We start from the raw sequence: 22,131 nt of genomic DNA, 5'->3' as shown, positions 1-22,131 counted from the left end.
GAAGAAGGCAGGCTTATGAAAGATCCCGTGAAAGCGTCCCTACAAGAGCAATTGGCTGCCGCCCGGCGCGCCCAGATCCTCGATGCGGCGATCAAGGTGTTCGCGCAGAAAGGCTTCCATGCGACGACCATTAAAGATATCGCGCGCGAGGCTGATCTGGCGGATGGAACGATCTATAAATACTTCGAAAATAAGACGGCGCTCTTGCTTGGCATCCTTGAGCCCCAAAGAACGCAAGCTCAACAGGATATGAGCTTTTTGCTAGAACCCGATGCAGACATTCATAGCGTTATGAAGGCCTTTATCCACCAGCCATTGATGGCCTTCAAAAAAGATAATTTCGAACTCTTTAAAGTGATTGTCTCGGAGATTCTGGTCAATCAGGAGCTACGCGAACGGTTTCATCAACAAGTGCTGGGACCGATGCTGCAAGGAGGTGAAGCATACCTGCGCCACTGGTCAGAGCAAGGCATGATCTCACCACAGAATACCGATCTGACAATACGTGCCATTGCAGGGATGATCCTTGGCCTGTTGCTAGAACAGAGCATGGGCGATCAAACGCTCGAAGCACAATGGGATACGTTGCCTGATACGCTTGCCTCACTGATTGTCAACGGCATAAAAAAAGAACCATTGTAGGAGAAATGAAAAATGATCCCGACACAGGCATTACGTTATCCTTTTCAGGGGACGGGCTGGACTCGCCGCCTTCTCGCTCTGACACTGCTGCAATTGATTCCTGTTATCGGTCAGCTTATGCTCCTTGGCTATCGCCTCGAGATCGTGCGTGCGGTCTACGCCGGAGAGGCCAATCTGCCACCAATACGCTGGCAACAAGCACTCGGCAATGGCCTGCGCATGATCATGGCTGGACTCCTCTACTGCCTGCCCATCATTATAACCGGAGCCATCATAGGGATGAGCACAATTGGTCTACGTGTGGACACCGGCAGCATGGGTACATTGAGCATTATCCTCTCTATCGGCATCCCTCTGATTGCCATCGTTGGAAGCTTACTCATGAGCAGCCGCAAGCAGCCACAAACGGGAGCCGCACTCAAGCAGCCACCAAAACCTGGTTCCATCTTCGCAAAGATCGTACCGCTTTTCGTGATGATTCTGGCCATCTTTGTCTTGCAAGCTGTTGTGTCAGATGCGAACTTTAGCAGACCAAACGCTGCAGCTATCGCGCTGTACGTTATACTCACCCTGCTCATCTCTGTGATCGGGCTGGGTCTGGGAGGAGTACGTCAGGCGATCATGCAACGGGGACTCTTCTCACCAACGACTAGTATCACGCTTCTTCTCCAGCACCGCTCCACCACTAGTATACTCATACTCAATCTATTCCTGCTGGGAGTCATCACGCTCCTTGTAAGCTGCCTGGGCCTGGTCTTGCTGGTCCTGCCTGGCTTATTCACCATTGTCGTCTGCTCGCTAGCAATGGGGTATCTCTTTGCCCGCTATGGAATGCAGATCGGGATCGCATCAATAAACAGCACGACAACATCAAACAATGTCTCTTTTTCAGAGACACCAACAGCAGTGTAGTACAGACATACGGACTATCGTTCAACCGTACAAATAAAGACAGGAGTACACACTTTATGCAGATTACTATTATTGCAGGAGGGAGCCGTGGTGACGTGCAGCCTTATGTAGCGCTGGGCAAGGGCTTGAAGGATGCAGGTCACGCTGTTCGCGTCCTGACTTCGGACGATTTTCAATCACTGATCACCGAGTATGGCCTGGAGGCTTTTTCGACTGGCGGTAGTGCTGAGGCTGCCGCCAGAGAGATGCAAGGGCTCTTAGACCAAGGGAACATGCTAACCGTTCTAGCACGTATGGGGGAAGCATCCGAAAAGCAGGCCGTACAGGCCGTTGAGGCCAGCATCCGTGCCTGCGAAGGTTCAGATCTTTTGCTGGGTGGACTCAGTGGCATCGCTAGCGGCGCCTCGCTCTCGGAGTATCTCAACATCCCACTCCTGCTCGCTTACCTGGTTCCTTTCCATCCGACCAGCGAGTTTCCCAGCGCGCTGACGCCCCTGCCGCAGTCTCCACTGACCCGCTGGCTTAACAAGCCATCCCACCATATCGCGCAACAGATGATGTGGCAATCGTTCCGTGGAGGGGATACGAAGGTCCGCACGCAGGCTCTGCACTTGCAACCCTCCTCGTTCTGGGGACCCTTCTCCGCTTTACGCAAAAGCAAGCAACCAACACTCTACGGCTATAGCAAACATGTCATTCCACAACCTCACGATTGGGATGCATCGCAACACGTCACTGGCTACTGGTTTCTCGAACCATCCGAGGGCTGGGAGCCACCCGTCGAGCTTGTGCAATTCCTGCAAGCGGGTCCTGCACCGATCTATATCGGCTTCGGCAGCATGACTAATAGCAAGCCAGAAGAGACAGCGGACCTGGTCCTGCACGCATTGGAGCGCACCGGCCAGCGCGGCGTGGTCTACGAAGGCTGGGGCGGCCTCAAAAAAGAGCAGTTGCCCGCGAATGTGTATATGACGCAGTCGATCCCCCATAGCTGGCTCTTCCCACGTATGGCGGCGGTCGTCCATCATGGTGGCGTCGGTACCACAGCAGCGGGACTGGCGGCAGGGGTTACCTCGATCATCGTCCCCTTCTTCGCCGACCAGCCATTCTGGGGTCAGCGCGTCCACCAGCTCGGCGTTGGACCTCAACCGATCCCGCGCAAAAAGCTCACCGCCGACAGGCTCACACATGCTATTGAGCAGGCCATGAACGATAACGCGATGCGTGAGAAGGCGGCCACACTTGGTCAGCGTATCCGCACCGAGAACGGCGTTGAGCGAGCAGTTGAGATCATCGAGCAGAGCCAGAATAAAAGTTTTTCCGCTCCACGAAGCACCGGATTACCCAGGTGAGCACAACACGAGACAGCGCCACAGAGAGCGCAAACACGGTGTCAGCTCGCTTGCGTGGTTGGCCGCTCGTGGCAACCATTAGCGCGCTCTTTACCACCCTGCTGATGGCGGCCATCGATGGCTCGATCGACGATCGAGCCACGCCACGTATTATCGCGGACCTGCACGGCTTTAGCCTGTACGGCTGGCTGGTAACCATCTATCTGCTGGCCTCGACCACCACGATTCCCATCGCGGGCAAGTTATCCGATCTTTTTGGTCGCAAATGGTTTTTCATTGGAAGAGTATTAATCTTTCTGCTAGGCTCAATGCTCGCCAGAACATTGTACAGAAAGGGCTTGTCCCGACGTCGCTACTCGACCATCTTTTTGAGATCGTACGGCAGGCATTAGCGAGCAGCATTCATCAGGCATTCGTCATCACGTTCTGCCTCAGCCTGCTCAGCCTGGTCGTGGCAGTGTTCTTACGGGATGCACCCGCATCTCAAGGAGAAGATACCATCGCTACCCCTCAGGTAGAGGTAGCAAAAGATAATCGTTACGCCAAACAGTAAAACAAGGAGAACAAGATTATGGAACTGACAAATATTGATATCACCAACGCGACATTCAAAGCCAATCCATTTCCGTTCTAGACCCAACGCCGAGATACGCGTAAAATAGGACATAGGGGAAACGAGTAAAACATGCAGAAGATTTCTTCTGTTTAGAAGCCAGTCCACTCGGCCTCCGCTCAGCGAAAACCAGATGCTAAGGACCGCAAGTGGGGAAATGGTCCTTCTGCTGACAAACGCTTTGCCGCCTGACTTATGGCAGAAGCAGCTCCAGAGCCACACACTGGACAGGAATTTAATCCTCATAGGCGTTTTGTCGCAGTCCTTCCACGCGCACGGCTAGTTGCTCAACCGTAGGTTGGCTGTAGATTCTGGTCGTGTCGAGGGACGTATGCCCCAGGAGCGTTGCCAATTCTACCACGTCGCCGGGGTACTCGCTTAAATAATTGCGCGCGAACGTATGACGCAAGGTATGTGCGCTGGCCTGAGCCGGGGCCAGTCCAGCATCGCGGACCAGCACATCGATCATTTGTCGCATCGCCGAAGTGGTGAGTCTCCCATGCTTTTGGCTCTGCCAGAGGGGAAGTTCTGCTTCCCTCGAATCACGCCGAGGCCACGGCTTTCACGGTAGGGTCACATTGGAAGCGCGGCTCCAGGTATGCGGCCAGGGCCAGGCGCGCGGACACATTGAGCGGGACGGTCCGGGCCTTGTTGCCTTTGCCCTGGCGCACAATCACGGACCCGTTGCGCTCTCTGATATCGATATCAGAGAGCAGCACATGACTGCATTCATCCAAGCGCAAACCAGTTTGGAGAAGGACTTGCACAATGGCGTAATTGCGCTTCCCTTCACGACTCCTCTGGGCCTGACGTAACAGGGCATCGACCTCGTTCTCATTGAGACCCTCGCGTGATGACGCCGCTTATCACCCCACCAGCTTGATGCGGCGGGCGGGATTCGCTTCCAGGTAATGTTCTGTGGTGAGCCAAGCGCACCAGGCTCGCAGCGCGCTGAGATGTCCATTCACCGTACTGGTGGCTCGGCGTTGGGTGTGTTGGAGAAAATTCCGATAGCCGACGATGGTCATAGGGGTAAGGGCCGCAAGTTGTCACGGACGCTGCTCGACCTCTCGGTACCACACAAGAAACCCCTCCACAGCGCTGCGGTAGCAACGGATGGTTCCACTGGCTCGATCACCCGCCTGGAGTTCCTCCAGCCAGAGCGTGAAGACGGCTTCGGGAGAAGGAGCGGGTAGCGAGGAACTCAGCATGTTTTTTCACCTGTTTTTGCAGGCGTTAGCAGTATAGCACACCGATGTCTCCGAGCGGAGGCAGATGAGTTTTTCAAGGAGGAAACAGGTGAAAGTAGTCCGTCTCGCCTGTTTACCGCCTCGGCTCCTACCGCAACCAACGATCAAACATCTGCCTCACCAAATTGTAATTTACAGGTGGAGGTGGCAAATTTTTCAGTATCCTTTTTCCTCTAGATTGGGACTTTTCTCTAGAAGAAGTAAACGACATGGAAAGGTAAGGACAGGACGATGGAAGCACTCGATACGCTGGTGAGAGCGGCTCAGCATGAGGATAAGGAGGCCTTCAACACGCTGATCGAGCGTTTTCAGGACATGGCTTGCGCCAGCGCGTACGCCATGCTCGGAGATTGGCAACTCGCCGAAGATGCCACGCAAGAGGCGTTCATCGAGGTGTATCTGACGCTAGAGAAGCTCCGCGAACCGGCGGCTTTTCTGAGCTGGTTTCGCCTCATTATTTTCAAGCAGGTGGATCGGCTGACGCGCGGCAAGCGCCTGGCAAGCAGTTCTCTGGAAGCCGCGGCATCGGTACCGGGAATCGAGCCAGATCTGAGCGAGCTGATTGATACTCGCGACGTGCATCACCAGGTACGCAACGCCATCAACGCGCTGCCCGAACGTCAACGCCTGGTCGTGCTGCTCTTCTATGGCACAGGCTACGCACTGAAAGAGATCGGAGCCTTTCTGGAAGTCCCCGTGACCACGATCAAGAAACGGCTCTACGATGCTCGCCAGCAGCTCAAAGACGAACTGATCGATATGATGCGCGATGTCTTGCAGGAGCAGCGCCCATCGCTCGTTAATACACTTCCGGCGAACATTCGTTTGCTGATTGCCGCGCGCGTCGGCGATCTGGACGCGGTGAAGACACTGCTGGATCAGAGTCCCTATTTGCTGAACATGAAGATGGGACGCAACGAGGCCGGCATACGCCCAGCCGTGTTTCTCCCGACGGGCATTACTGCACTTCACGAAGCCGCGATGCACGACCATGCGCAAGTGACCACATTACTGCTGGCCTATGGCGCGCACGTTGATGCACGCACAGGCGGAGGTATGACGCCTTTGCATGGCGCGGTGATGTATCGCTGCTCTACCAGCGCCGCCATCCTGCTCGCGCACGATGCCGACGTCGCATTGCCGATGGATAACGGCTTGACGGCTCTGCACCTTGCCGCGATGAACGATGGCATAGAGATGGGGCGTTTGTTACTTAAGCGTAGCGCAACCGTCGATTGTCAGAGCCAGCACGGGCGCACGCCTTTGCACTGGGCCGCACTCAAAGGTCACAGCGAAATTGTGCATCTCCTGCTTGCTCACGGCGCGAATCCACAATTGCGCGATCAAACGGGTAAGACGCCCATTGCCTGGGCCATCTCCAGAGGACACACAGCAATTGTTGCTGTGTTACAAGAAAGGACTGAACGCTCATGAATACTGCTCTCACGTTGCCTGTCGGTGACGCCATTCTGGGACGCGTTTTCAATGCGAACGGTGAACCGATTGATAAGAAAGAGACACTAGAAAATGTCACACGCGTACCACTCGCCACGCCAGAGGTGTTGAACAAAACAGCCAGCACGCCCACGCGCCTCTTGGAAACAGGCATCAAAACCATTGACCTGATGGCTCCCCTAGCCCATGGTGGCGTCGTTGGCTTGATCGCAGGCTACGGGGTGGGCAAGGAGGTTGTGACCGAAGAGATCATGCAGCATCTCTTCACCAAGTGCCAAGCCATCGGAATCATCGCCGGGATGCGCGAGACGACCTATAATGCCAGCAGCCTCTACGAGATGGTACGCGAAAGCGAGCTTGAAGATCGGATTACGATGTTTTTCGAGCAAATAACCGAAGATCAGGCCGTACGTCAGCGCCTCCTGCACGCCGCAATGACGGCTGCCACTCACTTTGCCGAGAACGGACGCGAGGTCCTGCTGCTGATCGATAGTCAGGTCATTAGTAAGGCTATCATGGCTGATGTGCGCCAATTTGCCAATATGAGCGGCATCACCACGCTGGTCCTTGTGCCGGTAGACGATCAGCACCAGCCGCAAGATCGTGCCCTGCTCGCCGAACTCGACGCACAACTCTGGTTCAGCCAGGCACGAGCCCGGGAATATCTATGGCCCGCGATCGATCCTATCGCCTCCAACTCACATCTGTTGACCAGCGAGACGGTTCCAGCCGAGCATCAACAAGTTGCTCAAGGTGTGCGTGAAACGCTGCAACGCTATCATGAGTTGCGCGACCGCGCCAATCATTCGTCGCTCAACGCAGAAGAGCGGCAAATCCTGGCACGTGGCGAGAAGATCAACCTCTTCTTCACGCAACCCTTCTTCGTCACCGAAGCCTACACCGAAATTCCCGGCACCTACCTGATGCGCGAACAGACCATCCAGAGCTTCCGTGACCTGCTCAACGGGCGCTATGACGAGATGCCTATCGAAAAGTTCAAGTTCGTGGGGGAGATCGAAGCGTAAAAAATTGAAGGTGGCCCTCCCATCCATTCGTCGTGGCGTGCCATGACCGATGCCGATGCCTCTTGCGGGACACGTCCATCGGCTTTGCTGTACTTTTTTGCATAAGAACATCATGCCAAGATGCGTCATTTTTTTCAAGCCTTTTCCCCAATTTCACCAGTTAGCGGGGCACCACTATCAGTGGAGACTCCACGAAAACTGGGCAGGGACACAATCTGGGTGTAAGGTAGACTGAGTAGCCTAATACTGAATGAAGCCACTTTCTATTGTAAAATTGCGCAATGTAGATAAAAATGTCTTGTCGAACCTTAAGGTGGGTCATGTAGGATTGATGATCGACGCATGGGGCTGTGGAAGAACGCGTCGCCAATTGAAGTTTGACAAAGTAATGGGGCGAAATTGCCAGGAAAGCTGTCCCAAACAGAATGGCTCAACCCTCTTTCTATGTGACGACCACATAATTGGTCATCTCATCCATGTCTCTCCTTAGAGAAAGAACATGAAATCCTTGACATTCAACCATCGTAGAGTTTCCTCTACAGATAGAAGGAGCTTACAATGATTCTGGTTACCGGAGCGAGAGGAAACGTCGGGCGTGAAGTCGTGAACCTGCTACTCTCTAAAGGTGAAGAAGTAGTGGCGGTCACCCGCCATCCCGCCACTGCCACATTGCCCGATGGTGTTCATGTGGTGGTTGGCGATCCCTCCCATCCACAAACCCTGGCACCACTGCTACGCGGCGTGAAGACGATTTTCATTAGCCCACGCGCCCTGGGAGATAGCACGGCTGGGGCTGCGACCGCTGAACTGCTGAAGCTGGTAGCCGAGCAGGGGGCGCAACGTGTCGTTGCCCTATCAGCAGTGACCGTGGAGTACGGCGGTGGCTATCAGCACTTCTCCGACGCCTTCAGAGCAGTTGAGGAGGCAGCCAAAGCCTCTCGCTTGCAGTGGACTATTCTGCGCTGCACTGACTTCGCGTCGAACGCTATGGTTCACGCTGCCGCCTTCCGAAACTGATACGAATATCGTTGGGTAGCTCGTGAAAAAAAACGCCCCGCTAGGGGAAACCAACTTTGAACTAACTGCCCGCTCAGTTCCCGGACAGGTTGACACAGGATATCTGTCCGGGAACTGAGCGGGCAACATCAGATAGTCAACGCTCTTTCTTTATGATGATCGCAGACAAGAGAATGACCTCAATGTGAAGCAATCCTCATATAAGGAGAGAACAGCTCTGCTCAAGAGTCGTTTCCAGGAGGAAACAACGTGGAATCTTTCGAAGCCTATCGGCCTTATCTTTTTTCTATCGCCTATCGCATGCTTGGAAGTGCTATGGATGCCGAGGATATGGTGCAAGAGACGTATATACGTTATCAGACTGCGTCATCACAGACTATTCACTCGCTCAAGGCCTATCTGACCACGATTCTGGTGCGCTTGTGCATGGATCAGCTCCAGCTCGCGCGCAGGAAGCGAGAACTCTACATCGGCCCCTGGTTACCAGAACCCATTCTCACAGAAGACATGCCCGAAGCTGCCGATCCCGAAACGCGTGTTGAAACAGAAGAGTCCATCTCACTGGCCTTTCTGGTACTTCTGGAGCAACTTCAGCCATTCGAGCGAGCAGTCTTTCTGCTACGCGAAGTCTTCGAGTACGAGTTTGTGGAGATTGCGGGCATCCTTGGGAAAACGGAAACAGCCTGCCGCCGCTCCTTCAGTCGGGCGAAGCAACACCTGATCGAGCGGCGACCACGTTTCTCACCAGTGCCCGAAACACACCAACAACTGCTTACCAGCTTCCTGGAGGCCGTACAGAGCGGAGACATGACTGCTCTGGCGAATCTGCTTTCTACAAATGTCGTTCTGTGGGCAGATGGAGGTGGAAAGGCCAGAACTGCCACCTTGCGTCCCATTTATGGACGTGAACATGTGGTTCGTCTCTGCTTGAGATCGAAGCACTTCTGGCCCGAGAGCATTCGTTTCGAGCTCAGGGAAGTCAACGGTGGGATGGCGCTGGTGGGTCGCGTCGATGATCTGGCCTGGAACGTCATAGCGATGGATATAGCGCAAGGGCAGATTCAGGAGATTCGGATCATTGCTAATCCAGAAAAACTCACACGAGTCTGACGAGTATTGGGACACGCACGTGCGTACCAGAAGATCAACCGGTTCTCCTTGCGCAAAAGATTGTTACATTTGTCGGTGAGTCAAATGTGCTCGGGTAGCACAATCAGATAGGAAAGTTGTCCCAAAGGAAAGTTGTCCCAAAAAGGATCATTCAATCTATGAGTCATCCCCAATTTTTCTGAAACCGCTCAAGATCTCGGATGAGCGAACCAACCGCAAGGAGATCATCAGCCGGTGGGAGAAAACAGCTGAACCGAGGACGATAATCGCTCCAGAGTCGACTGAGTGCCCACCGGAGCCGATAGAGCGGTGCCTGCACCTGCTGGCATCGCTTTCCGGTTCGAGGACAGCGGAAGCGTAAGAGGGCTTGCACCAGTTCGTGATGCTTGGGATCAAGCAACGAGAGCAGGAACGCATAGACAAGCATGACCATTCCCAGCAATTTGAGTCGAGCCTCCAGCGACCATAAGCGAGGACATTTCAAGGCCAGCTCACATTTGGCATAGCGGAAGCTCAGCTCAATTTGCCATCTCCTCCGATAACTGAAAAAGATCTCCCATGCCTGCGCTTCTGTGTACACAGGCTCATTAGTGATCACGTGATGATTTTTGATCCAGCGGATGATAAAACGGCTTCGGTAGGTCGCCGGGACGCCGAGCCAATACCCCGAGGCATAGCCACGATCAAACACATGGACCAGCAACGGTCCCCATTTCCTAACACAGATGCGCAATCCCTCTTCTTCCAACTTTCTGAGCTTGGTGCAAAAGACGCCTTTGGTTGACCACAACCTGGTGACTGCCAAATGCACGGGGCCATACATGCCAGCAATGAGATCTGCATTCCACTGCATCCCCATCACCCGCACTGGGCAAGGGGCAGGCCAATTGAACATCAATCCGCGCTTGGTGCGCTGACGCCGCTTCGCTTTACTGAAGGGCACGGGACACAACCCTTCGAGCTTTTCACTTTTACACTTCCATCCCAGAGACACAGGATGCGCTGACCTTGAGCCTGCATAATGCGTACCTGTTCATCCGCCTTTTCGAGCAGGAAGCGATCAATGAGCTCCACCGTCCACTTGTATTAACGCCGACGTAATTACTTATCTGAATACTCGTACGATGATACAAGCCGCGCCGAAGCCCCTCCGAGCGTACCCCGTGCTCCAAGGGGCAAGCGCAAGCGTCGCCAGTTCTTCACGCCACCATCGGCCAGAGCGAGCATAGCGGTTATCCAACAGCGCCTCCGGCGGGACTTAGCGGGACTAGCTAGTGCCTCGTGAGAAGGGAGCACTGACGTGCTAGAATGTGGGGGTCATCTGATGGGTTCTACCGAGTTCAGCCAATCATTTCCGCTCTCTATTCGCCGCTCAGGCGGTCTCAGAGGAAAACGTGTCCTTACTCATCACTGTCTTGCGGTGTGCCAAGCGCTCACCAATGACTCCAATGAGTGCCAGTGCACCAAATCCCACGGCTAAATGGGTTGTTTCAATGAGCCAGTGCAGGTCGCCTACCAGAATCAGTTGTTGCTTGACACCCAATAACGGCATGACGACGGCGTACACAATCCCTATTGCTCCCAGTCCTCTTAACTCACGAGTAAAGGTTGCTAGAAGCGATAGGAGCAACAGCATGAAAGCAACAAGAAGCCCAAAAAGAATATGCATATTGGTAAAATTCACATGGGTATAGGTCCCTATCCCCAAAGCTGCGGTAATCACGGTTGCGATTGTGGAAAGAATTCGCACAAGACGTACTCTCTTCATAGAAGTCTCCTCTCCTTTATTGCTGCGTCTCTATTAGACGGCTGGCATCAAACCACCATCGATAACAACGTTGCTTCCAGTCATCCATAATGCTCGATCTGACACGAGGAATCCTACTAGCTCCGCAATGTCACGCGGTTGTCCAAACCGGCCGAGCGGAATTCGATGCAGAGCAGCCTGACGCGCCGCGGCGATATCAATTCCCCTGGCTTGAGCAATATCTTGCTGATCTTTGTCAAGCCCGGGGGTCTCGACCATTCCGAGGGTAGCCATATTGACACGTACTCCTCGTGAAGCAACTTCAAGCGCGAGCCCTTTGCTATAGGTCGTGAGCGCAGCCTTGGAGGCTGCGTAGTGCAACATCGCAGGCATCGGCAAGCGTGCGGTCCCCGAAGAAATGTGGATAATGGAGCCTGAATGACGCTCAAGCATACCTGGCAGGAGCGCCTTGTCTAGCCGAACTGACGAGAGCAGATTGACGTTGAGAGCCTGCTCCCATGCTGTATCCTCGATGGTCATCAACCCACCAGCGTGGAACAGATGTTGTGTTGCAGCAGCGTTGTTGACCAGAATATCGATGGAGCCAAGCATGTTCAGCGCCTGTTCAGCCAGGTGTTGCGTCCCCTCGGCCGTGGCGAGGTCAGTTTGCACAAACAACACTCCAGCTGGAAGGGTCTCCTGGGAGGAGCGAGCACAGGTGAGCACTGTCGCACCCTCTTCCTGCAGATACTGCACAATCGCGGCCCCAATACCACTGGTTCCTCCAGTTACGACGGCCTGCTTCCCAATAAGCGTTTCTGTCATGATTATTCCTTTTCGTCTAAAAATGGTTCTCTCTGTTTTATTCATGCGTTCTTGCAATATCTCTTTATAGATCTCAGCATAGCTTGCTAAACTTCAGTATCCTGACTTAACAGAGAACTGCTAATAAAGTGGCTGCGATCTATAGGAAAGAGGTATTAAAAGAACATTTTGCTTGAACTCTGGTCGGGTTGAAAGGTTAGTTCCAGAAGGCAGCAGCGTGTTCGCTTGCCCATTCCGCGAAGGTAAGGGCAGGGCGACCCAGGATCTGCTCCACAGCGGGTGAAATGGGCATCGTTTGCTGGCTGCTCAGACTAGACCAGAAGCCAATGATCCTCTCAGGGACATCCTCGGGTACCCCCTGGGCAAGCATGGCCTGGCGAAACTGCTGGGGTGGGACTTCTTCCCAACGCACCGGTTTCCCAATGGCTCGGCTGATCAGGTCAACTTTATCACGTTGACTCAGCGATTGGAGACCGGTGAGCACATACGTATGTCCCGCGTGGATAGGATCTAGCGACGCTTGTGCACTGACGGCAGCGATGTCACGCTGTCGCGCTCCCTGCTGTGCTATCGCCGAGGGCACGGGGACTAATAAAAATCGTCTTTACACCCTTGAGGATGGATATGAGGGTGTGCGGACGGGAGGCATCTCCAAGAAAGACATCAGTGCCATTGGGGAAAGTAGCAGTGGATGGATGGCGAGTGACAGCGATCACCTTTTCACCGCTCTCTCGTAACAGGTCCACGACCTCACGCCCAACATTTCCTGTCGCGCCAGTAATCAGAATCATAGAAAACTCCTTTCATTGAGAGAAAAAACTCTCTTGGTTGCACATGAACCATTTTTCTGTATATTCTTTCAAGAGGGGCATGACTATGAGAATCAATCATACCGTCATCATATCTAAAGAGGGATGAGTGGCTCTTTGTGGGACAGCTTTTCGGCCTGATTTTGCCCATAATAGATTGGTGAGTCAGAGGTTTGAGCAAAGAAGTCCGTTTCTGGGAACCAGGAAGAGGCTGGTACTGATTCCTGGGCAATTGGGATGGTCACTGGTGATGAGAACAGGATGGTATCAGCGTATCACGCTCGCGCTAGCGGCCCAATCAGGGCAACGTTGATGCAGGGCCAAGCCAACGCAGAACAGGGAAAAAAGTCCAGATACCACCCTTCAGAAGTTGCAGCCTGGAGAGATTCAAGATCCAACACAAGCTGCAAATTCTGGCTGATCCTCTTCAGTTTACCTGAAGGGAGGAATAGACCTGGCATGGTCCTTGGTCCAGCAGAAGGTGACCATGCACGCTCACGTCATCGCTTGGTCCTGATTTCGCCGTCATCATCAAGCTGTGGCGAAAGCCTCTCATTACAAACGGCAACTCATTCTCAACACTTCTTAACTCCAACTGTAGTACCAGCTGTCATCATTTTCACTTTACTCTTACCTGTTTTGCTGTCTACCTTACAATCTTTGCCATCCCTACTCAGGAAGCTTGGCCGCCAGAATATCAACCCGCTCCAAGACCAATGATCCTTCCACAAACAGTTCGGAACCTGCCGCTTGCAACGCCGCCGCGTTGGCATTGAAGTGGGCTTGTCTCCCTTCTTCATCTGGAAAAACGTCGAAAACAACGTACTTCGAGTGTCCCATGCGGGCCGCAAACCAGGCGATTGTTGCTGGCTCCTTCTGGACGACCGCCAACGCTTTTTTGAGCTCTTGCTCAACATCCGCCTCTTTTCCTGGCTTTGCCTCAAATTGAATGAGAAATCCTACAGTAACCATATGTCTCTCCTTTTGCTTTTTGTATCAGCGCCCTGCTTGGAAATTGATACATGTACTAATTCACTTTCTGGGAGCCTGCGACGCACACAGGAGCCAGCCTTGCCAGAACTTCAGCATTCTAGCTCATTCAAGGGCGAAACACTTATTAGCCCCCTCAAGAGAGCCTCTCAAGCAGCCATGCGCATCGGGGTACTTTTCTGTTTCTAGGAAATAGTATATGGGGGGAAAGGTGTTCTACCAAGTGTAAAACTACGCTGAATTGGCGAGAGATCGAGACACCGGTCAAAGACAGACCTCTGCCACGGTTTGAGAACAGGAGAGAGAAACATGATGAATAGCGAACCCGATTCTTCCCATAGATTGGATATCCTACGTGATGTTCTTCACCAGATTGAAACCTTGCGGATCAAAAGACAGCAGGAGGCGAGGGATCGTCCTCATCCGCTCCTCAAACGCTTTTCGCAACAAGAGTTAGCCGATGAAGCCTGTCCCACCTACAGAAATTTGTTGGAGGGGCGTTCGCGCCGAGTGCCAAACCAGACAATGATCATGCAGATTGCACAGTATCTCGAATGTAGTGCGCAAGAGCGCAACAACTTGCTCTTAGCCGCCCGATATCTTCCTGAAAATCTTGAATTGGAAGGGATCGCGCTCAAGCAAGCGCTAGAGCAAGCACAACAAGTGATGGGAATGCTGCCTTACCCGGCCATCATTGTCACCCACACCCTCTCGGTCCACGCAGCCAATAATGCCTTCCAGAGGGTATTTGAAATCCCACCACTCGAAGCTCTCCAGAAACAACAACGTCATCTCTTCTATTTCCTGTTTCATCGCGACTTCCCAATGCGCGCACGTTCGACGTTCAATGATCAGGCCAGAGATGTCTGGCACGTTCAGGCGTCTCTGGGAATTGACCTTTTTAAGCACAGTAACATCCTATACCAATTTGAGCCCTGGTATCAGCAACTGATTGAACAGTTCTCTACACTCTCGGATTTTCGCGCGTACTGGGGACAAGAGAGCCAGGAACAAGAGGGAAAGCCGCTTCCCCAAAAAAATACTCCGTCAAAAATAGTGCTCAGCCGTAATGCCGAAACGTCCGAACTACTTCCAATACAACTTCGGCAAATCTACATCTCAGTCTGTAGCCACAAATATCCCTGTATTGCTGCGTTTCTGCCCCTGGATGAGGCAGCGCGTGTGGTTTTTGCTTCCCTTGGTAGTGCCAAAGAATCGAGTGAGCATCTTTCTCCTTATCCAGTATCCCATATGTAGATTCTCACGCATAAATGATATGGATGGCGAACCCTGAGATAAACCGAATGGGGAATGAGGAACATGGCCTGGTATGAGAATGGGAACCTTACTTATCATTATTTCGTTAAGGAGGGATTTTCCAAGAGAAGACTCCCATGACAGTATTGAGCTATCAATTCTGGAACCCTCGTCAACATCAGCATGCTCATTATCTATATATACAACAATTTTTTTTATAACCTCTATGGACAACCCCTGCAAGCACTACAAAACATGCTGCACCCTTACCTCGCGTCTTTTCCCCTGGTTGGTCTCTATGTGCTTCTGGGAACCATCGGAACATTCTTCCTGGGTCGTCTGGGTTCCAAACTGGGCTCAAGGTATAGGCGACCGCAGCCAAAGGAAGAGCGTCCAGACCTTGCCACCCATAGCATAGACCGCTAAATGAACGCCCTGGGTGAGAACAAGCCCACATACCTTTCATTGAGCAAACCAGGCAGCAAGAACAGCGATGCGCATAGGTTTGGCCCTCAGCGGCCGATTGCCACCTCGGGAGGGTGGCCCGGTATCTTCACCAAGCAGTTGCTTGTCTCTAAGATCTCGGCCCACGCGGTGCCCAAACATGAACCATGCTTTTGACATATCGGTCACAGCCAGGTTAATATGATTCAGTTTCATAAAAAGTTCCTCCTGATATAAGTTGCCACTCAACTCAAGAGCGGTTAGATGCTGTTGTAAAAAGATAAGTGAAGATATGTTCATGTCTGTGAGAACTAAAAACATGGCCATCACATGTAAAGAGGGATGAACTATCCTTTGTGGGACAGCTTAAACATGGCACTGCTTGTGAAAATTTGGTACGCACATTCCACAGATCTAGGCGAATGCTTCAAGATGTCTGAGATAAGCAACAACAAGGGGGCGTATTGTCCCAAATCAGATGATTCAACCCTCTTTCTTTGTGAAGCCCACAACTGGTGGGCTTCATGACAACACTTCACATCACGAGAAAGGTGAAATATATGCCATTGGTCTGGTGGCCCGAAGTTTGGTGGCCTGGAGTAGCTCACTAAGCCTAGGCGATTGCAATCACTTCTAAGCATCTGGCGGAGATACCGCAGGGGCATCTCTGCCAGATGACCAAGGGAAAGCGCGGTGAGGCCGTCTGCACTTTCTCGTTCTTCCTGGTTATGAGCAGAGCCAATTACCCTTATTAAAGCCGGTGTATATTCGGCTCATGAAACTTTTTGGTGAAGCATTTTTTTGCGGAGAAGAGAGAAGCTGGCTCGTCCATACATGAGCCTTTTGTGCGTTTTTATTTTGTTCACGGCTCCTTCTACCGGACCTTGATTCAAAGAATAGGTTAATCCTGCTCGAACTGCGTCATAGTCTCAGTCAATACCATTGACAAAACTGACGAGTTCTTTGATCTTACAGCAACAGGAGATTTTTTTATTCTTCATCTTGGTATTTAAAATGTGATAAAAAGAGTACTTTCTTTATTTAAACCTTATCCAAAAACCTAATCACGAGAGACATACTGAAAACAAATGAGTCCGCAAGCCAGCTGCAAGAAAGCTTGATAAGTATTTCCAAACTTTTCCCAGTGAACCAGCAAGCGCTGCCAACAATTGAGCTAGAAGAAAAAGCGCTCGACCACCCATCGCCGAGGCGTTTTTCCTTGTTCCAGGTTGTTGGCCTCTTTCTGGGGAGGCTGATACCACTTGTGGCATTGCCGGTTGAGCCGCACGTGTGGCTCATAGCCTCATTCATAGGGCTCACCCTAGATTGCATCACGGTCATAAGCCACATCCATGCACAGGTTTTGAGGATGCTCCACGGTTGGTTCTTGTTGCTCAGCAATGAGCGTATCCAGGGTGGAGAAAAGCAGTTTGCTATCATGGCGATTGACCCCATCAATACACAGAGCCAGGGGCAAGTCACGGCGATTACATAGGATGCTCAGATCCGTTTGGTTCCCTGTTTGCCGCGATCGGTGGTGGGAACGGTACCGACGGTGGCTCTGGCGAAAGGGGCTTTCACAGTCGATCTGTTGGTGCTTTGCCAGTCCCAGCCGATACCTACCAATTCGTCATAGTGGTGCAGGCCAGCCTGCCACAAGAGCTCAAAGATGCCTTGGGTTGGATCTAGAAAAACACCTCACACAAGGCTTGACGAAAACAATCGGACCAAGATGATGCGCCGAAGTTATGGCTTCAAAAATCGTCGGCATCTTCGGCTCCGTATTCTAGCGGGCAAACTTCGATGAATCACGTTTTCACCCACAAGAAAAGAAAGTCCATAATAATTGTGTAATAAATTAACAATTCCCTTGATAGCGTTGTCATGAATGTTGAAAGATGTGTATAATGAACTGATTGAGAAGTGCGTGGAAGCACTCCCATTCTCTAGAGACACTCTATCAAGGAGGATTCTATGTCTCGGCTACTATTAACCATTGGTCGCCCTCTTATGGTCGTTTGCTTTATTTTAAGCACGGTTTCATTTGTGGCGATATATCCTTCACAGGCCCAGGCCGCCGATGATAACCATGTAAATGCGTGGCTTACAACACCTGATCAGAGCAATCTGCTGACACGGCAGCCAGCCATTTCTTTTTCTAAAAACACTAACGCCAATACTTCGACCATTACGGTCAATGATGCACAAAAATATCAACGTATGACTGGTTTTGGCGCTTCTTTGACCGCTTCATCGGCGGTAGTCCTGTCTCAACCGAATATTTCACAGGACCAGGTGATGCGCTCTCTCTTTGATCCTCACACTGGCATCGGGCTGAGTTATTTGCGCCAGCCAATGGGATCATCTGATCTGGCTCCCCCACAGGACACAAGTAGGGGCTGGGTCGGCGAATATACCTATGATGATATGCCTTCCGGCCAGACTGATCCTACGCTCAGTCATTTCTCGATCGCGCAGGATGATCGCTATCACATTACGTCACTGCTTAAACAAGCCCTGCACATTAATCCCAATCTCAAGATTATGGCGACCCCCTGGTCTCCACCTGCCTGGATGAAGTTACCTGGTAATAGTTGGGGCCACTGCGCTAATTGTGATGGTAATAAGCTAGGTTTTTATAATGGAAGTAACAGTTGGGACAATACTCCCAATGATTATACATCCATCACCTTCAATGGGACCCAGATCAAGTTCTATGCAGTCGTGGGTACGGATCACGGTATTGGTGCCGTCTCCATCGATGGTGGACCTGAAACCATGGTTGATTTCTACTCACCTACTAATGCTGGTAACACATTGGCCTATACCAGTCCGGTCCTGACTGCTGGACAGCATACACTCAAGGTGCGTGTCACCGGGCAACAGAACAGTAATGCACATTGGAATGGTATTAACCCTGATCGTGTCGATATTATCTCAGCGAGTGACGTTACAACTGTTGATGATAGCGTACAGGGTTCGAGCCTCAACCAGTTCTACTATGGTGGTTCTGGCGCCGCTAGTATCAACCAGGGCTACCTCAATCCAGAGTATTATCAGGCGTATGCTCAGTACTTTGTCAAATTCATTCAGGCATATCAGAAGGAAGGTATACCTATCTACGCCATCACGCCGCAAAATGAGCCGCAAAATGGCAATTACATGCCAACGATGCTCTTGCCTGCCACCAGCCAGACTTCTAACGGCCAGGCCATTGGCAATGAAGCGGATTTTATCATACATCTGGGCAAAGCCTTCCAGCAAAGTCACCTCAAAACAAAAATTCTCGCCTTTGATCATAACTGGGACACACCAGAGTATCCCCGCGCGATCCTCAATAGCCCGGCGGGAAAATATGTAGATGGTATCGCATTCCACTGCTATGGGGGAGATGCCAGCGCACAAGATCAATTCTATGGTCAGAAGGATATCTACGAGACGGAATGCTCGGGTGGACAGTGGGAAAATAATGGTAATCCTACCTTTGGAGCAACTCTTAAATCGGTAATGGATCTAGGGATTAATTCAACTGTCCATGGTGCCAAAACGGTTGTACGTTGGGGTCTGGCACTCGATCCCAATGGTAATCCGCATCTGGATACCTCTGGATCGTGTGGATCATGTCGTGGGGTTATCTCCATTGCCGTAGACGGTACTGTGACAAAGAACTCTGATTATTATGGTCTTGGACATTTTAGCAAGTTTGTCATTCCTGGTGCTACGCGTATTGCTTCGACATCCAACAGCAACCTTGAAAATGTAGCTTTCCGGAACCAGAATGGCTCTCATGTGCTGGTAGTCTACAATAATAACGCGAGTAGTTCTGGAACCACAACCTTCCAGGTTCAGCTACAGCACCGAACCTTCTCGTACACGCTGCCAGCTGGCGCAGCCGTAACCTTTACCTGGTCTGGCGAGGATGACTAATATAGTTCATGGCTCATCGAAGTAAGTAAATATGAGATCTTCTATAAACAGGATGTATTTCAATCCTGTTTATAGAAGATCTCTACAGTTTCGCAAATTGGTAACACTTGAAAAGTGTACGCTAGCGAAGGGACGAAGATAATCTAATACTCATAGAAATATGCCATTATTCCATACCAATGCAGACTAATCGGAACTGATCAAGTGGAAGTGAGAGCTTCCAATCACTACGTCCTATGGCCAGATATAAATTGAAATGATAATAGAGCCGCCCTTGCTTTGCAAAAGCTTCCCTGAGCAACATCGCTCCCGGAGGAGTAGGATACAGTTCGGGGAAATTCGCCCACATGTCCTCTTCTCGCCCCAGATACCAGTATGATCCTACCTCAAATCCATCTTCAAAGTGAATCCAACGCTCGTTACATACCTGATCATTATCATGACCATATAGAGCTGTCGTATGGAGTTGCTTGCTTAGGTAGGCCATAAGCTCATCCTGATTATATTCATCATACTCTGCCCACAGAATGGTCCATCCTTGAGCATCCGTTGGTGCTATTACATATCTCAACACGTCATCATTCACAGCATCAGCGAGCGCCTCTCTTTCTTGACTATCCTCCGGCAAAGGAAACACATCAAAGGATAAACACTTGCGCATATGAAAGAACGCTTCCATCCATTTCAATACAGACTGCTGTGGGGCTCGTACATGATGCTCGTGTGAATAACGACTCATCTTTTTCCACTCCTATCATTTAGCATAGCTGCTTCCTGATAGCATTATATGTTACTAAAGGTGAAATAAAGATAATTTTCTTCGTGAAATAGTTTTGTAATTTAAATACTGTTAAAGATCATCATCTCCTATATATCATCAGACCAACCAACAGCCACCATCGAGAAACACACGCTACAAACTTAATTTAGAGACCATATTATTAGCATAATCCTGTATTTTGTATCAAAAAAACTTTGTCATTTGACTTTTCAAGTATAATTTAATAAAACCATCAGTCAAGCAAAGGATAATATTGCATGGAAAGCAAAAAACACGATATAAATGTTACTCTGTCAAACATACAAAATTGTCTTCAGGCAATTCGGGAACAGCCGCTTGACTCCCTTACAGTTGAGCACTATCGTGCCAGCTTTGATGCTCTATCTACACTTTATACTATGCAGTCAGCTGTTACGATTGAGGCTTTTACCCTTGAAGGATTGCCCGCTGAGTGGATTATTCCAGCTAATGCAATACCAGAACAGACGATCCTTTATTTTCATAGCGGCACATACATTAATGGCTCATTATGTACTGATCGCGCCCTTGTCTCTGCATTGGCTTCTATGACACAAACACGCATACTACAGATAGCTTATCGTCTTGCGCCGGAGCATCCATTTCCGGCAGCCATCACTGACGGCCTGATAGCTTATCAGTGGTTACTTGCGCAGCACCACTCACCCAGACATATGGCCATTATGGGTACAGGAGCTGGTGGAGGCATTGCTCTTTCAGTTCTCTTATTGGCTCGTGATCAACATTATCCATTTCCAATTATGGTTGCCTGCCTTTCACCCTGGCTTGATCTCACTACGGCAGGACTGAACGTCAAGAAGCAAGTGACCACAGATAGTGTCCTTTCCATAGGACTGCTCACCTATGCCGCACAACTCTATGTAAGCCCGGAAGAAGCTTCTCAACCTCTGGCATCTCCACTCTATGCAGATCTACATGGACTTCCACCGCTCTTTCTGCAAGTCACACAGCACGAACTTCTCCATGATGATGCCTACACACTGGTAAAACATGCTACGGCTTCAGGCGCCAAAGCTAGATGTGTTACCTGGCCAGATGTATTTCATGGTTGGCATGCGTTTGCAGATCGCTTGCCAGAGGGCCAGGCTGCGCTGGACCAGATTGCAGCCTATTATTCCAAACATGTGGCCCTTGCAAACGGCAACTGGCCCGATAAGACAGCGGATAATCCATATTCATAATAATCACATGGCGCACACCTGGCATGGCGCTGGCAGACGCAACGTTCTTCAGGAAATTGCGTTGTATACATAGTATATGGTCCAGAAGAATTATAGGAATAATCTCACTTTTCTGGATAACTATTACTACTTTATAGACCCACTTTATTTAGAACCACACTATTTATGACACGAAATCGTTCTAATAGAAATTTTCATTCTTGCTATAGTACCATCATTTTTAGACACACGCTTAAACACAAAATTACGTGATGAATAACTCCATAAATCACCTGGGGCCCACCATTTAGAACTTTGTATAAAAAATACCGAAATTTTAGCCCTGCGACCTCATCTAAGGGTGGTTGTGGATCGTATTACTAGTGATAGATACACATATTGGTCTATCAGGAATCTTTCTTTTTTTAGCATTTTGAGAGGTGAAAATTATGAGTATTGTTTTAGGTGCAACACTTCAACCTGGTAACATCATTGCATGGGTTATTATTGGCCTGGTTGCCGGCTGGTTGGCTGGCGTAGTTATGCCAGGCAAAGGATACGGCATTATTGGTGACCTGATTCTTGGTCTGGTTGGCGCATTAATCGGTGGCTTCGTTGTAGGCTTAATCTCACCTGATGCTACCTTTGGCTTCTGGGGCAGTCTGGTTGTCGCTTTTATTGCATCCTGTGCCCTCGTCGCGATCTTGCATGCTGTTATGGGACGTAGAACTGTCTAAGTAATCATTAATCATGCATGAAAAAGGGATAGGAAGATC

24 protein-coding genes and 2 pseudogenes are annotated in these 22,131 nt (G+C 50.7%); 15 read left to right on the top strand and 11 right to left on the bottom strand.

Translation table 11 applies throughout. The features are described 5' to 3' along the window. Positions 1-15 precede the first annotated feature (15 nt). The 4 genes from EL633_RS35000 to EL633_RS34985 are packed head-to-tail and all read left to right on the top strand — an operon-like array spanning position 16 to position 3,298. Positions 16-642 (top strand): TetR/AcrR family transcriptional regulator, encoded by a 627-nt coding sequence (locus EL633_RS35000; RefSeq protein WP_126631832.1) that lies wholly within the window; start codon positions 16-18, stop codon positions 640-642. Between the two features lie 12 nt (positions 643-654). Then, the gene (locus tag EL633_RS34995) at positions 655-1,554 is read left to right on the top strand and encodes a DUF4013 domain-containing protein (RefSeq protein WP_126631831.1); all 900 of its coding nucleotides are present in this window, start codon (positions 655-657) and stop codon (positions 1,552-1,554) included. A gap of 56 nt (positions 1,555-1,610) precedes the next feature. Beyond that, entirely contained in the window at positions 1,611-2,906 is a 1,296-nt protein-coding gene (locus EL633_RS34990) for a glycosyltransferase (RefSeq protein WP_126631830.1), read from the top strand. A gap of 38 nt (positions 2,907-2,944) precedes the next feature. Continuing rightward, complete coding sequence (locus EL633_RS34985; RefSeq protein ID WP_126631829.1) at positions 2,945-3,298, top strand: MFS transporter; 354 nt, start codon at positions 2,945-2,947, stop codon at positions 3,296-3,298. Positions 3,299-3,754: 456 nt separating this feature from the next. Here the strand turns inward: EL633_RS34985 and EL633_RS37995 are convergent. Next, positions 3,755-4,021: pseudogene (locus EL633_RS37995) on the bottom strand (tyrosine-type recombinase/integrase); the annotation flags it as partial. Positions 4,022-4,061: 40 nt separating this feature from the next. Then, positions 4,062-4,349 (bottom strand): annotated as a pseudogene (locus tag EL633_RS37990) (tyrosine-type recombinase/integrase); the annotation flags it as partial. Positions 4,350-4,430: 81 nt separating this feature from the next. Here EL633_RS37990 and EL633_RS34970 point away from each other — a divergent pair. From EL633_RS34970 to EL633_RS34950, 5 genes are all read left to right on the top strand, one after another. Further along, the gene (locus EL633_RS34970; protein ID WP_126631826.1) at positions 4,431-4,715 is read left to right on the top strand and encodes a hypothetical protein; all 285 of its coding nucleotides are present in this window, start codon (positions 4,431-4,433) and stop codon (positions 4,713-4,715) included. Between the two features lie 285 nt (positions 4,716-5,000). Further along, complete coding sequence (locus EL633_RS34965) at positions 5,001-6,203, top strand: sigma-70 family RNA polymerase sigma factor (RefSeq protein WP_126631825.1); 1,203 nt, start codon at positions 5,001-5,003, stop codon at positions 6,201-6,203. After that, positions 6,200-7,249, top strand: coding sequence for a F0F1 ATP synthase subunit beta (locus EL633_RS34960; RefSeq protein ID WP_126631824.1), 1,050 nt, complete (start codon positions 6,200-6,202; stop codon positions 7,247-7,249). Before EL633_RS34965 ends, EL633_RS34960 begins: the two co-directional genes overlap by 4 nt. Positions 7,250-7,807: 558 nt before the next feature. After that, entirely contained in the window at positions 7,808-8,266 is a 459-nt protein-coding gene (locus EL633_RS34955; protein WP_246039324.1) for an SDR family oxidoreductase, read from the top strand. A gap of 249 nt (positions 8,267-8,515) precedes the next feature. Beyond that, positions 8,516-9,376, top strand: coding sequence for an RNA polymerase sigma-70 factor (locus EL633_RS34950; RefSeq protein WP_126631823.1), 861 nt, complete (start codon positions 8,516-8,518; stop codon positions 9,374-9,376). Positions 9,377-9,539: 163 nt separating this feature from the next. On the opposite strand, the gene EL633_RS34945 is transcribed toward EL633_RS34950, so the two are convergent. The 6 genes from EL633_RS34945 to EL633_RS34925 all read right to left on the bottom strand — a co-directional run bounded on the left by EL633_RS34945 (position 9,540) and on the right by EL633_RS34925 (position 13,729). After that, complete coding sequence (locus EL633_RS34945) at positions 9,540-10,319, bottom strand: hypothetical protein (protein WP_126631822.1); 780 nt, start codon at positions 10,317-10,319, stop codon at positions 9,540-9,542. 429 nt (positions 10,320-10,748) lie between these two features. Next, the gene (locus EL633_RS34940; protein ID WP_126631821.1) at positions 10,749-11,144 is read right to left on the bottom strand and encodes a hypothetical protein; all 396 of its coding nucleotides are present in this window, start codon (positions 11,142-11,144) and stop codon (positions 10,749-10,751) included. A 33-nt stretch (positions 11,145-11,177) separates the two neighbouring features. Further along, on the bottom strand, positions 11,178-11,948 hold the full coding sequence (locus tag EL633_RS34935) for an SDR family oxidoreductase (RefSeq protein ID WP_126631820.1): 771 nt from the start codon (positions 11,946-11,948) through the stop codon (positions 11,178-11,180). Positions 11,949-12,144: 196 nt separating this feature from the next. Next, positions 12,145-12,531 carry an NmrA family NAD(P)-binding protein gene (locus EL633_RS34930; protein WP_218027648.1) on the bottom strand — a complete coding sequence of 129 codons (387 nt, stop codon included), beginning with the start codon at positions 12,529-12,531 and terminating at the stop codon, positions 12,145-12,147. Further along, positions 12,491-12,739, bottom strand: a complete 249-nt coding sequence (locus EL633_RS37385) for an SDR family oxidoreductase (RefSeq protein WP_218027647.1) — start codon at positions 12,737-12,739, stop codon at positions 12,491-12,493. Before EL633_RS37385 ends, EL633_RS34930 begins: the two co-directional genes overlap by 41 nt. A 687-nt stretch (positions 12,740-13,426) precedes the next feature. Then, a complete protein-coding gene (locus tag EL633_RS34925) occupies positions 13,427-13,729 on the bottom strand; it encodes a putative quinol monooxygenase (RefSeq protein ID WP_126631819.1) in 303 nt (100 codons plus the stop codon). A 327-nt stretch (positions 13,730-14,056) separates the two neighbouring features. Here EL633_RS34925 and EL633_RS34920 point away from each other — a divergent pair, with 327 nt between their 5' ends. Further along, positions 14,057-15,004: an MmyB family transcriptional regulator gene (locus EL633_RS34920; RefSeq protein WP_126631818.1), complete on the top strand. Its 948-nt coding sequence runs from the start codon at positions 14,057-14,059 to the stop codon at positions 15,002-15,004. Between the two features lie 255 nt (positions 15,005-15,259). Beyond that, positions 15,260-15,430 (top strand): hypothetical protein, encoded by a 171-nt coding sequence (locus EL633_RS36870; protein WP_161982701.1) that lies wholly within the window; start codon positions 15,260-15,262, stop codon positions 15,428-15,430. Positions 15,431-15,466: 36 nt separating this feature from the next. Here the strand turns inward: EL633_RS36870 and EL633_RS34915 are convergent, their stop codons facing one another. After that, complete coding sequence (locus EL633_RS34915; RefSeq protein ID WP_126631817.1) at positions 15,467-15,664, bottom strand: hypothetical protein; 198 nt, start codon at positions 15,662-15,664, stop codon at positions 15,467-15,469. 1,153 nt (positions 15,665-16,817) lie between these two features. Between EL633_RS34915 and EL633_RS37985 the strand changes: the two genes are divergently transcribed. Further along, positions 16,818-16,943 carry a hypothetical protein gene (locus tag EL633_RS37985; RefSeq protein WP_281275974.1) on the top strand — a complete coding sequence of 42 codons (126 nt, stop codon included), beginning with the start codon at positions 16,818-16,820 and terminating at the stop codon, positions 16,941-16,943. A 5-nt stretch (positions 16,944-16,948) separates the two neighbouring features. On the opposite strand, the gene EL633_RS36865 is transcribed toward EL633_RS37985, so the two are convergent. After that, on the bottom strand, positions 16,949-17,107 hold the full coding sequence (locus EL633_RS36865) for a hypothetical protein (protein ID WP_161982700.1): 159 nt from the start codon (positions 17,105-17,107) through the stop codon (positions 16,949-16,951). Between the two features lie 315 nt (positions 17,108-17,422). On the opposite strand from EL633_RS36865, the gene EL633_RS34910 reads away from it, so the two are divergent. Next, positions 17,423-19,375, top strand: coding sequence for a glycoside hydrolase family 30 protein (locus EL633_RS34910; RefSeq protein ID WP_126631816.1), 1,953 nt, complete (start codon positions 17,423-17,425; stop codon positions 19,373-19,375). A 166-nt stretch (positions 19,376-19,541) separates the two neighbouring features. On the opposite strand, the gene EL633_RS34905 is transcribed toward EL633_RS34910, so the two are convergent. Further along, positions 19,542-20,114, bottom strand: coding sequence for a hypothetical protein (locus EL633_RS34905; RefSeq protein ID WP_126631815.1), 573 nt, complete (start codon positions 20,112-20,114; stop codon positions 19,542-19,544). 299 nt (positions 20,115-20,413) lie between these two features. Between EL633_RS34905 and EL633_RS34900 the strand changes: the two genes are divergently transcribed. Continuing rightward, on the top strand, positions 20,414-21,376 hold the full coding sequence (locus EL633_RS34900) for an alpha/beta hydrolase (RefSeq protein ID WP_126631814.1): 963 nt from the start codon (positions 20,414-20,416) through the stop codon (positions 21,374-21,376). 428 nt (positions 21,377-21,804) lie between these two features. Beyond that, positions 21,805-22,092, top strand: coding sequence for a GlsB/YeaQ/YmgE family stress response membrane protein (locus EL633_RS34895; RefSeq protein ID WP_126631813.1), 288 nt, complete (start codon positions 21,805-21,807; stop codon positions 22,090-22,092). Positions 22,093-22,131 lie beyond the last annotated feature (39 nt).

This window comes from Dictyobacter alpinus (assembly GCF_003967575.1).
In the GTDB taxonomy this organism is placed as follows: domain Bacteria; phylum Chloroflexota; class Ktedonobacteria; order Ktedonobacterales; family Ktedonobacteraceae; genus Dictyobacter; species Dictyobacter alpinus.
Note: the sequence above shows the minus strand (reverse complement) of the source record. Positions and strands in the feature narration are given on the sequence as shown.

Excerpts from the sequence above, each read along its gene's own strand:
- EL633_RS35000 (WP_126631832.1), top strand. The coding sequence starts at position 16 with ATGAAAGATCCCGTGAAAGCGTCCCTACAAGAGCAATTGGCTGCCGCC.
- EL633_RS34995 (WP_126631831.1), top strand. The coding sequence starts at position 655 with ATGATCCCGACACAGGCATTACGTTATCCTTTTCAGGGGACGGGCTGG.
- EL633_RS34990 (WP_126631830.1), top strand. The coding sequence starts at position 1,611 with ATGCAGATTACTATTATTGCAGGAGGGAGCCGTGGTGACGTGCAGCCT.
- EL633_RS34970 (WP_126631826.1), top strand. The coding sequence starts at position 4,431 with ATGTTCTGTGGTGAGCCAAGCGCACCAGGCTCGCAGCGCGCTGAGATG.
- EL633_RS34965 (WP_126631825.1), top strand. The coding sequence starts at position 5,001 with ATGGAAGCACTCGATACGCTGGTGAGAGCGGCTCAGCATGAGGATAAG.
- EL633_RS34960 (WP_126631824.1), top strand. The coding sequence starts at position 6,200 with ATGAATACTGCTCTCACGTTGCCTGTCGGTGACGCCATTCTGGGACGC.
- EL633_RS34955 (WP_246039324.1), top strand. The coding sequence starts at position 7,808 with ATGATTCTGGTTACCGGAGCGAGAGGAAACGTCGGGCGTGAAGTCGTG.
- EL633_RS34940 (WP_126631821.1), bottom strand. The coding sequence starts at position 11,144 with ATGAAGAGAGTACGTCTTGTGCGAATTCTTTCCACAATCGCAACCGTG.
- EL633_RS34935 (WP_126631820.1), bottom strand. The coding sequence starts at position 11,948 with ATGACAGAAACGCTTATTGGGAAGCAGGCCGTCGTAACTGGAGGAACC.
- EL633_RS37385 (WP_218027647.1), bottom strand. The coding sequence starts at position 12,739 with ATGATTCTGATTACTGGCGCGACAGGAAATGTTGGGCGTGAGGTCGTG.
- EL633_RS34925 (WP_126631819.1), bottom strand. The coding sequence starts at position 13,729 with ATGGTTACTGTAGGATTTCTCATTCAATTTGAGGCAAAGCCAGGAAAA.
- EL633_RS34920 (WP_126631818.1), top strand. The coding sequence starts at position 14,057 with ATGATGAATAGCGAACCCGATTCTTCCCATAGATTGGATATCCTACGT.
- EL633_RS36870 (WP_161982701.1), top strand. The coding sequence starts at position 15,260 with ATGCTGCACCCTTACCTCGCGTCTTTTCCCCTGGTTGGTCTCTATGTG.
- EL633_RS34915 (WP_126631817.1), bottom strand. The coding sequence starts at position 15,664 with ATGAAACTGAATCATATTAACCTGGCTGTGACCGATATGTCAAAAGCA.
- EL633_RS37985 (WP_281275974.1), top strand. The coding sequence starts at position 16,818 with ATGCTCCACGGTTGGTTCTTGTTGCTCAGCAATGAGCGTATCCAGGGT.
- EL633_RS34910 (WP_126631816.1), top strand. The coding sequence starts at position 17,423 with ATGTCTCGGCTACTATTAACCATTGGTCGCCCTCTTATGGTCGTTTGC.
- EL633_RS34905 (WP_126631815.1), bottom strand. The coding sequence starts at position 20,114 with ATGAGTCGTTATTCACACGAGCATCATGTACGAGCCCCACAGCAGTCT.
- EL633_RS34900 (WP_126631814.1), top strand. The coding sequence starts at position 20,414 with ATGGAAAGCAAAAAACACGATATAAATGTTACTCTGTCAAACATACAA.
- EL633_RS34895 (WP_126631813.1), top strand. The coding sequence starts at position 21,805 with ATGAGTATTGTTTTAGGTGCAACACTTCAACCTGGTAACATCATTGCA.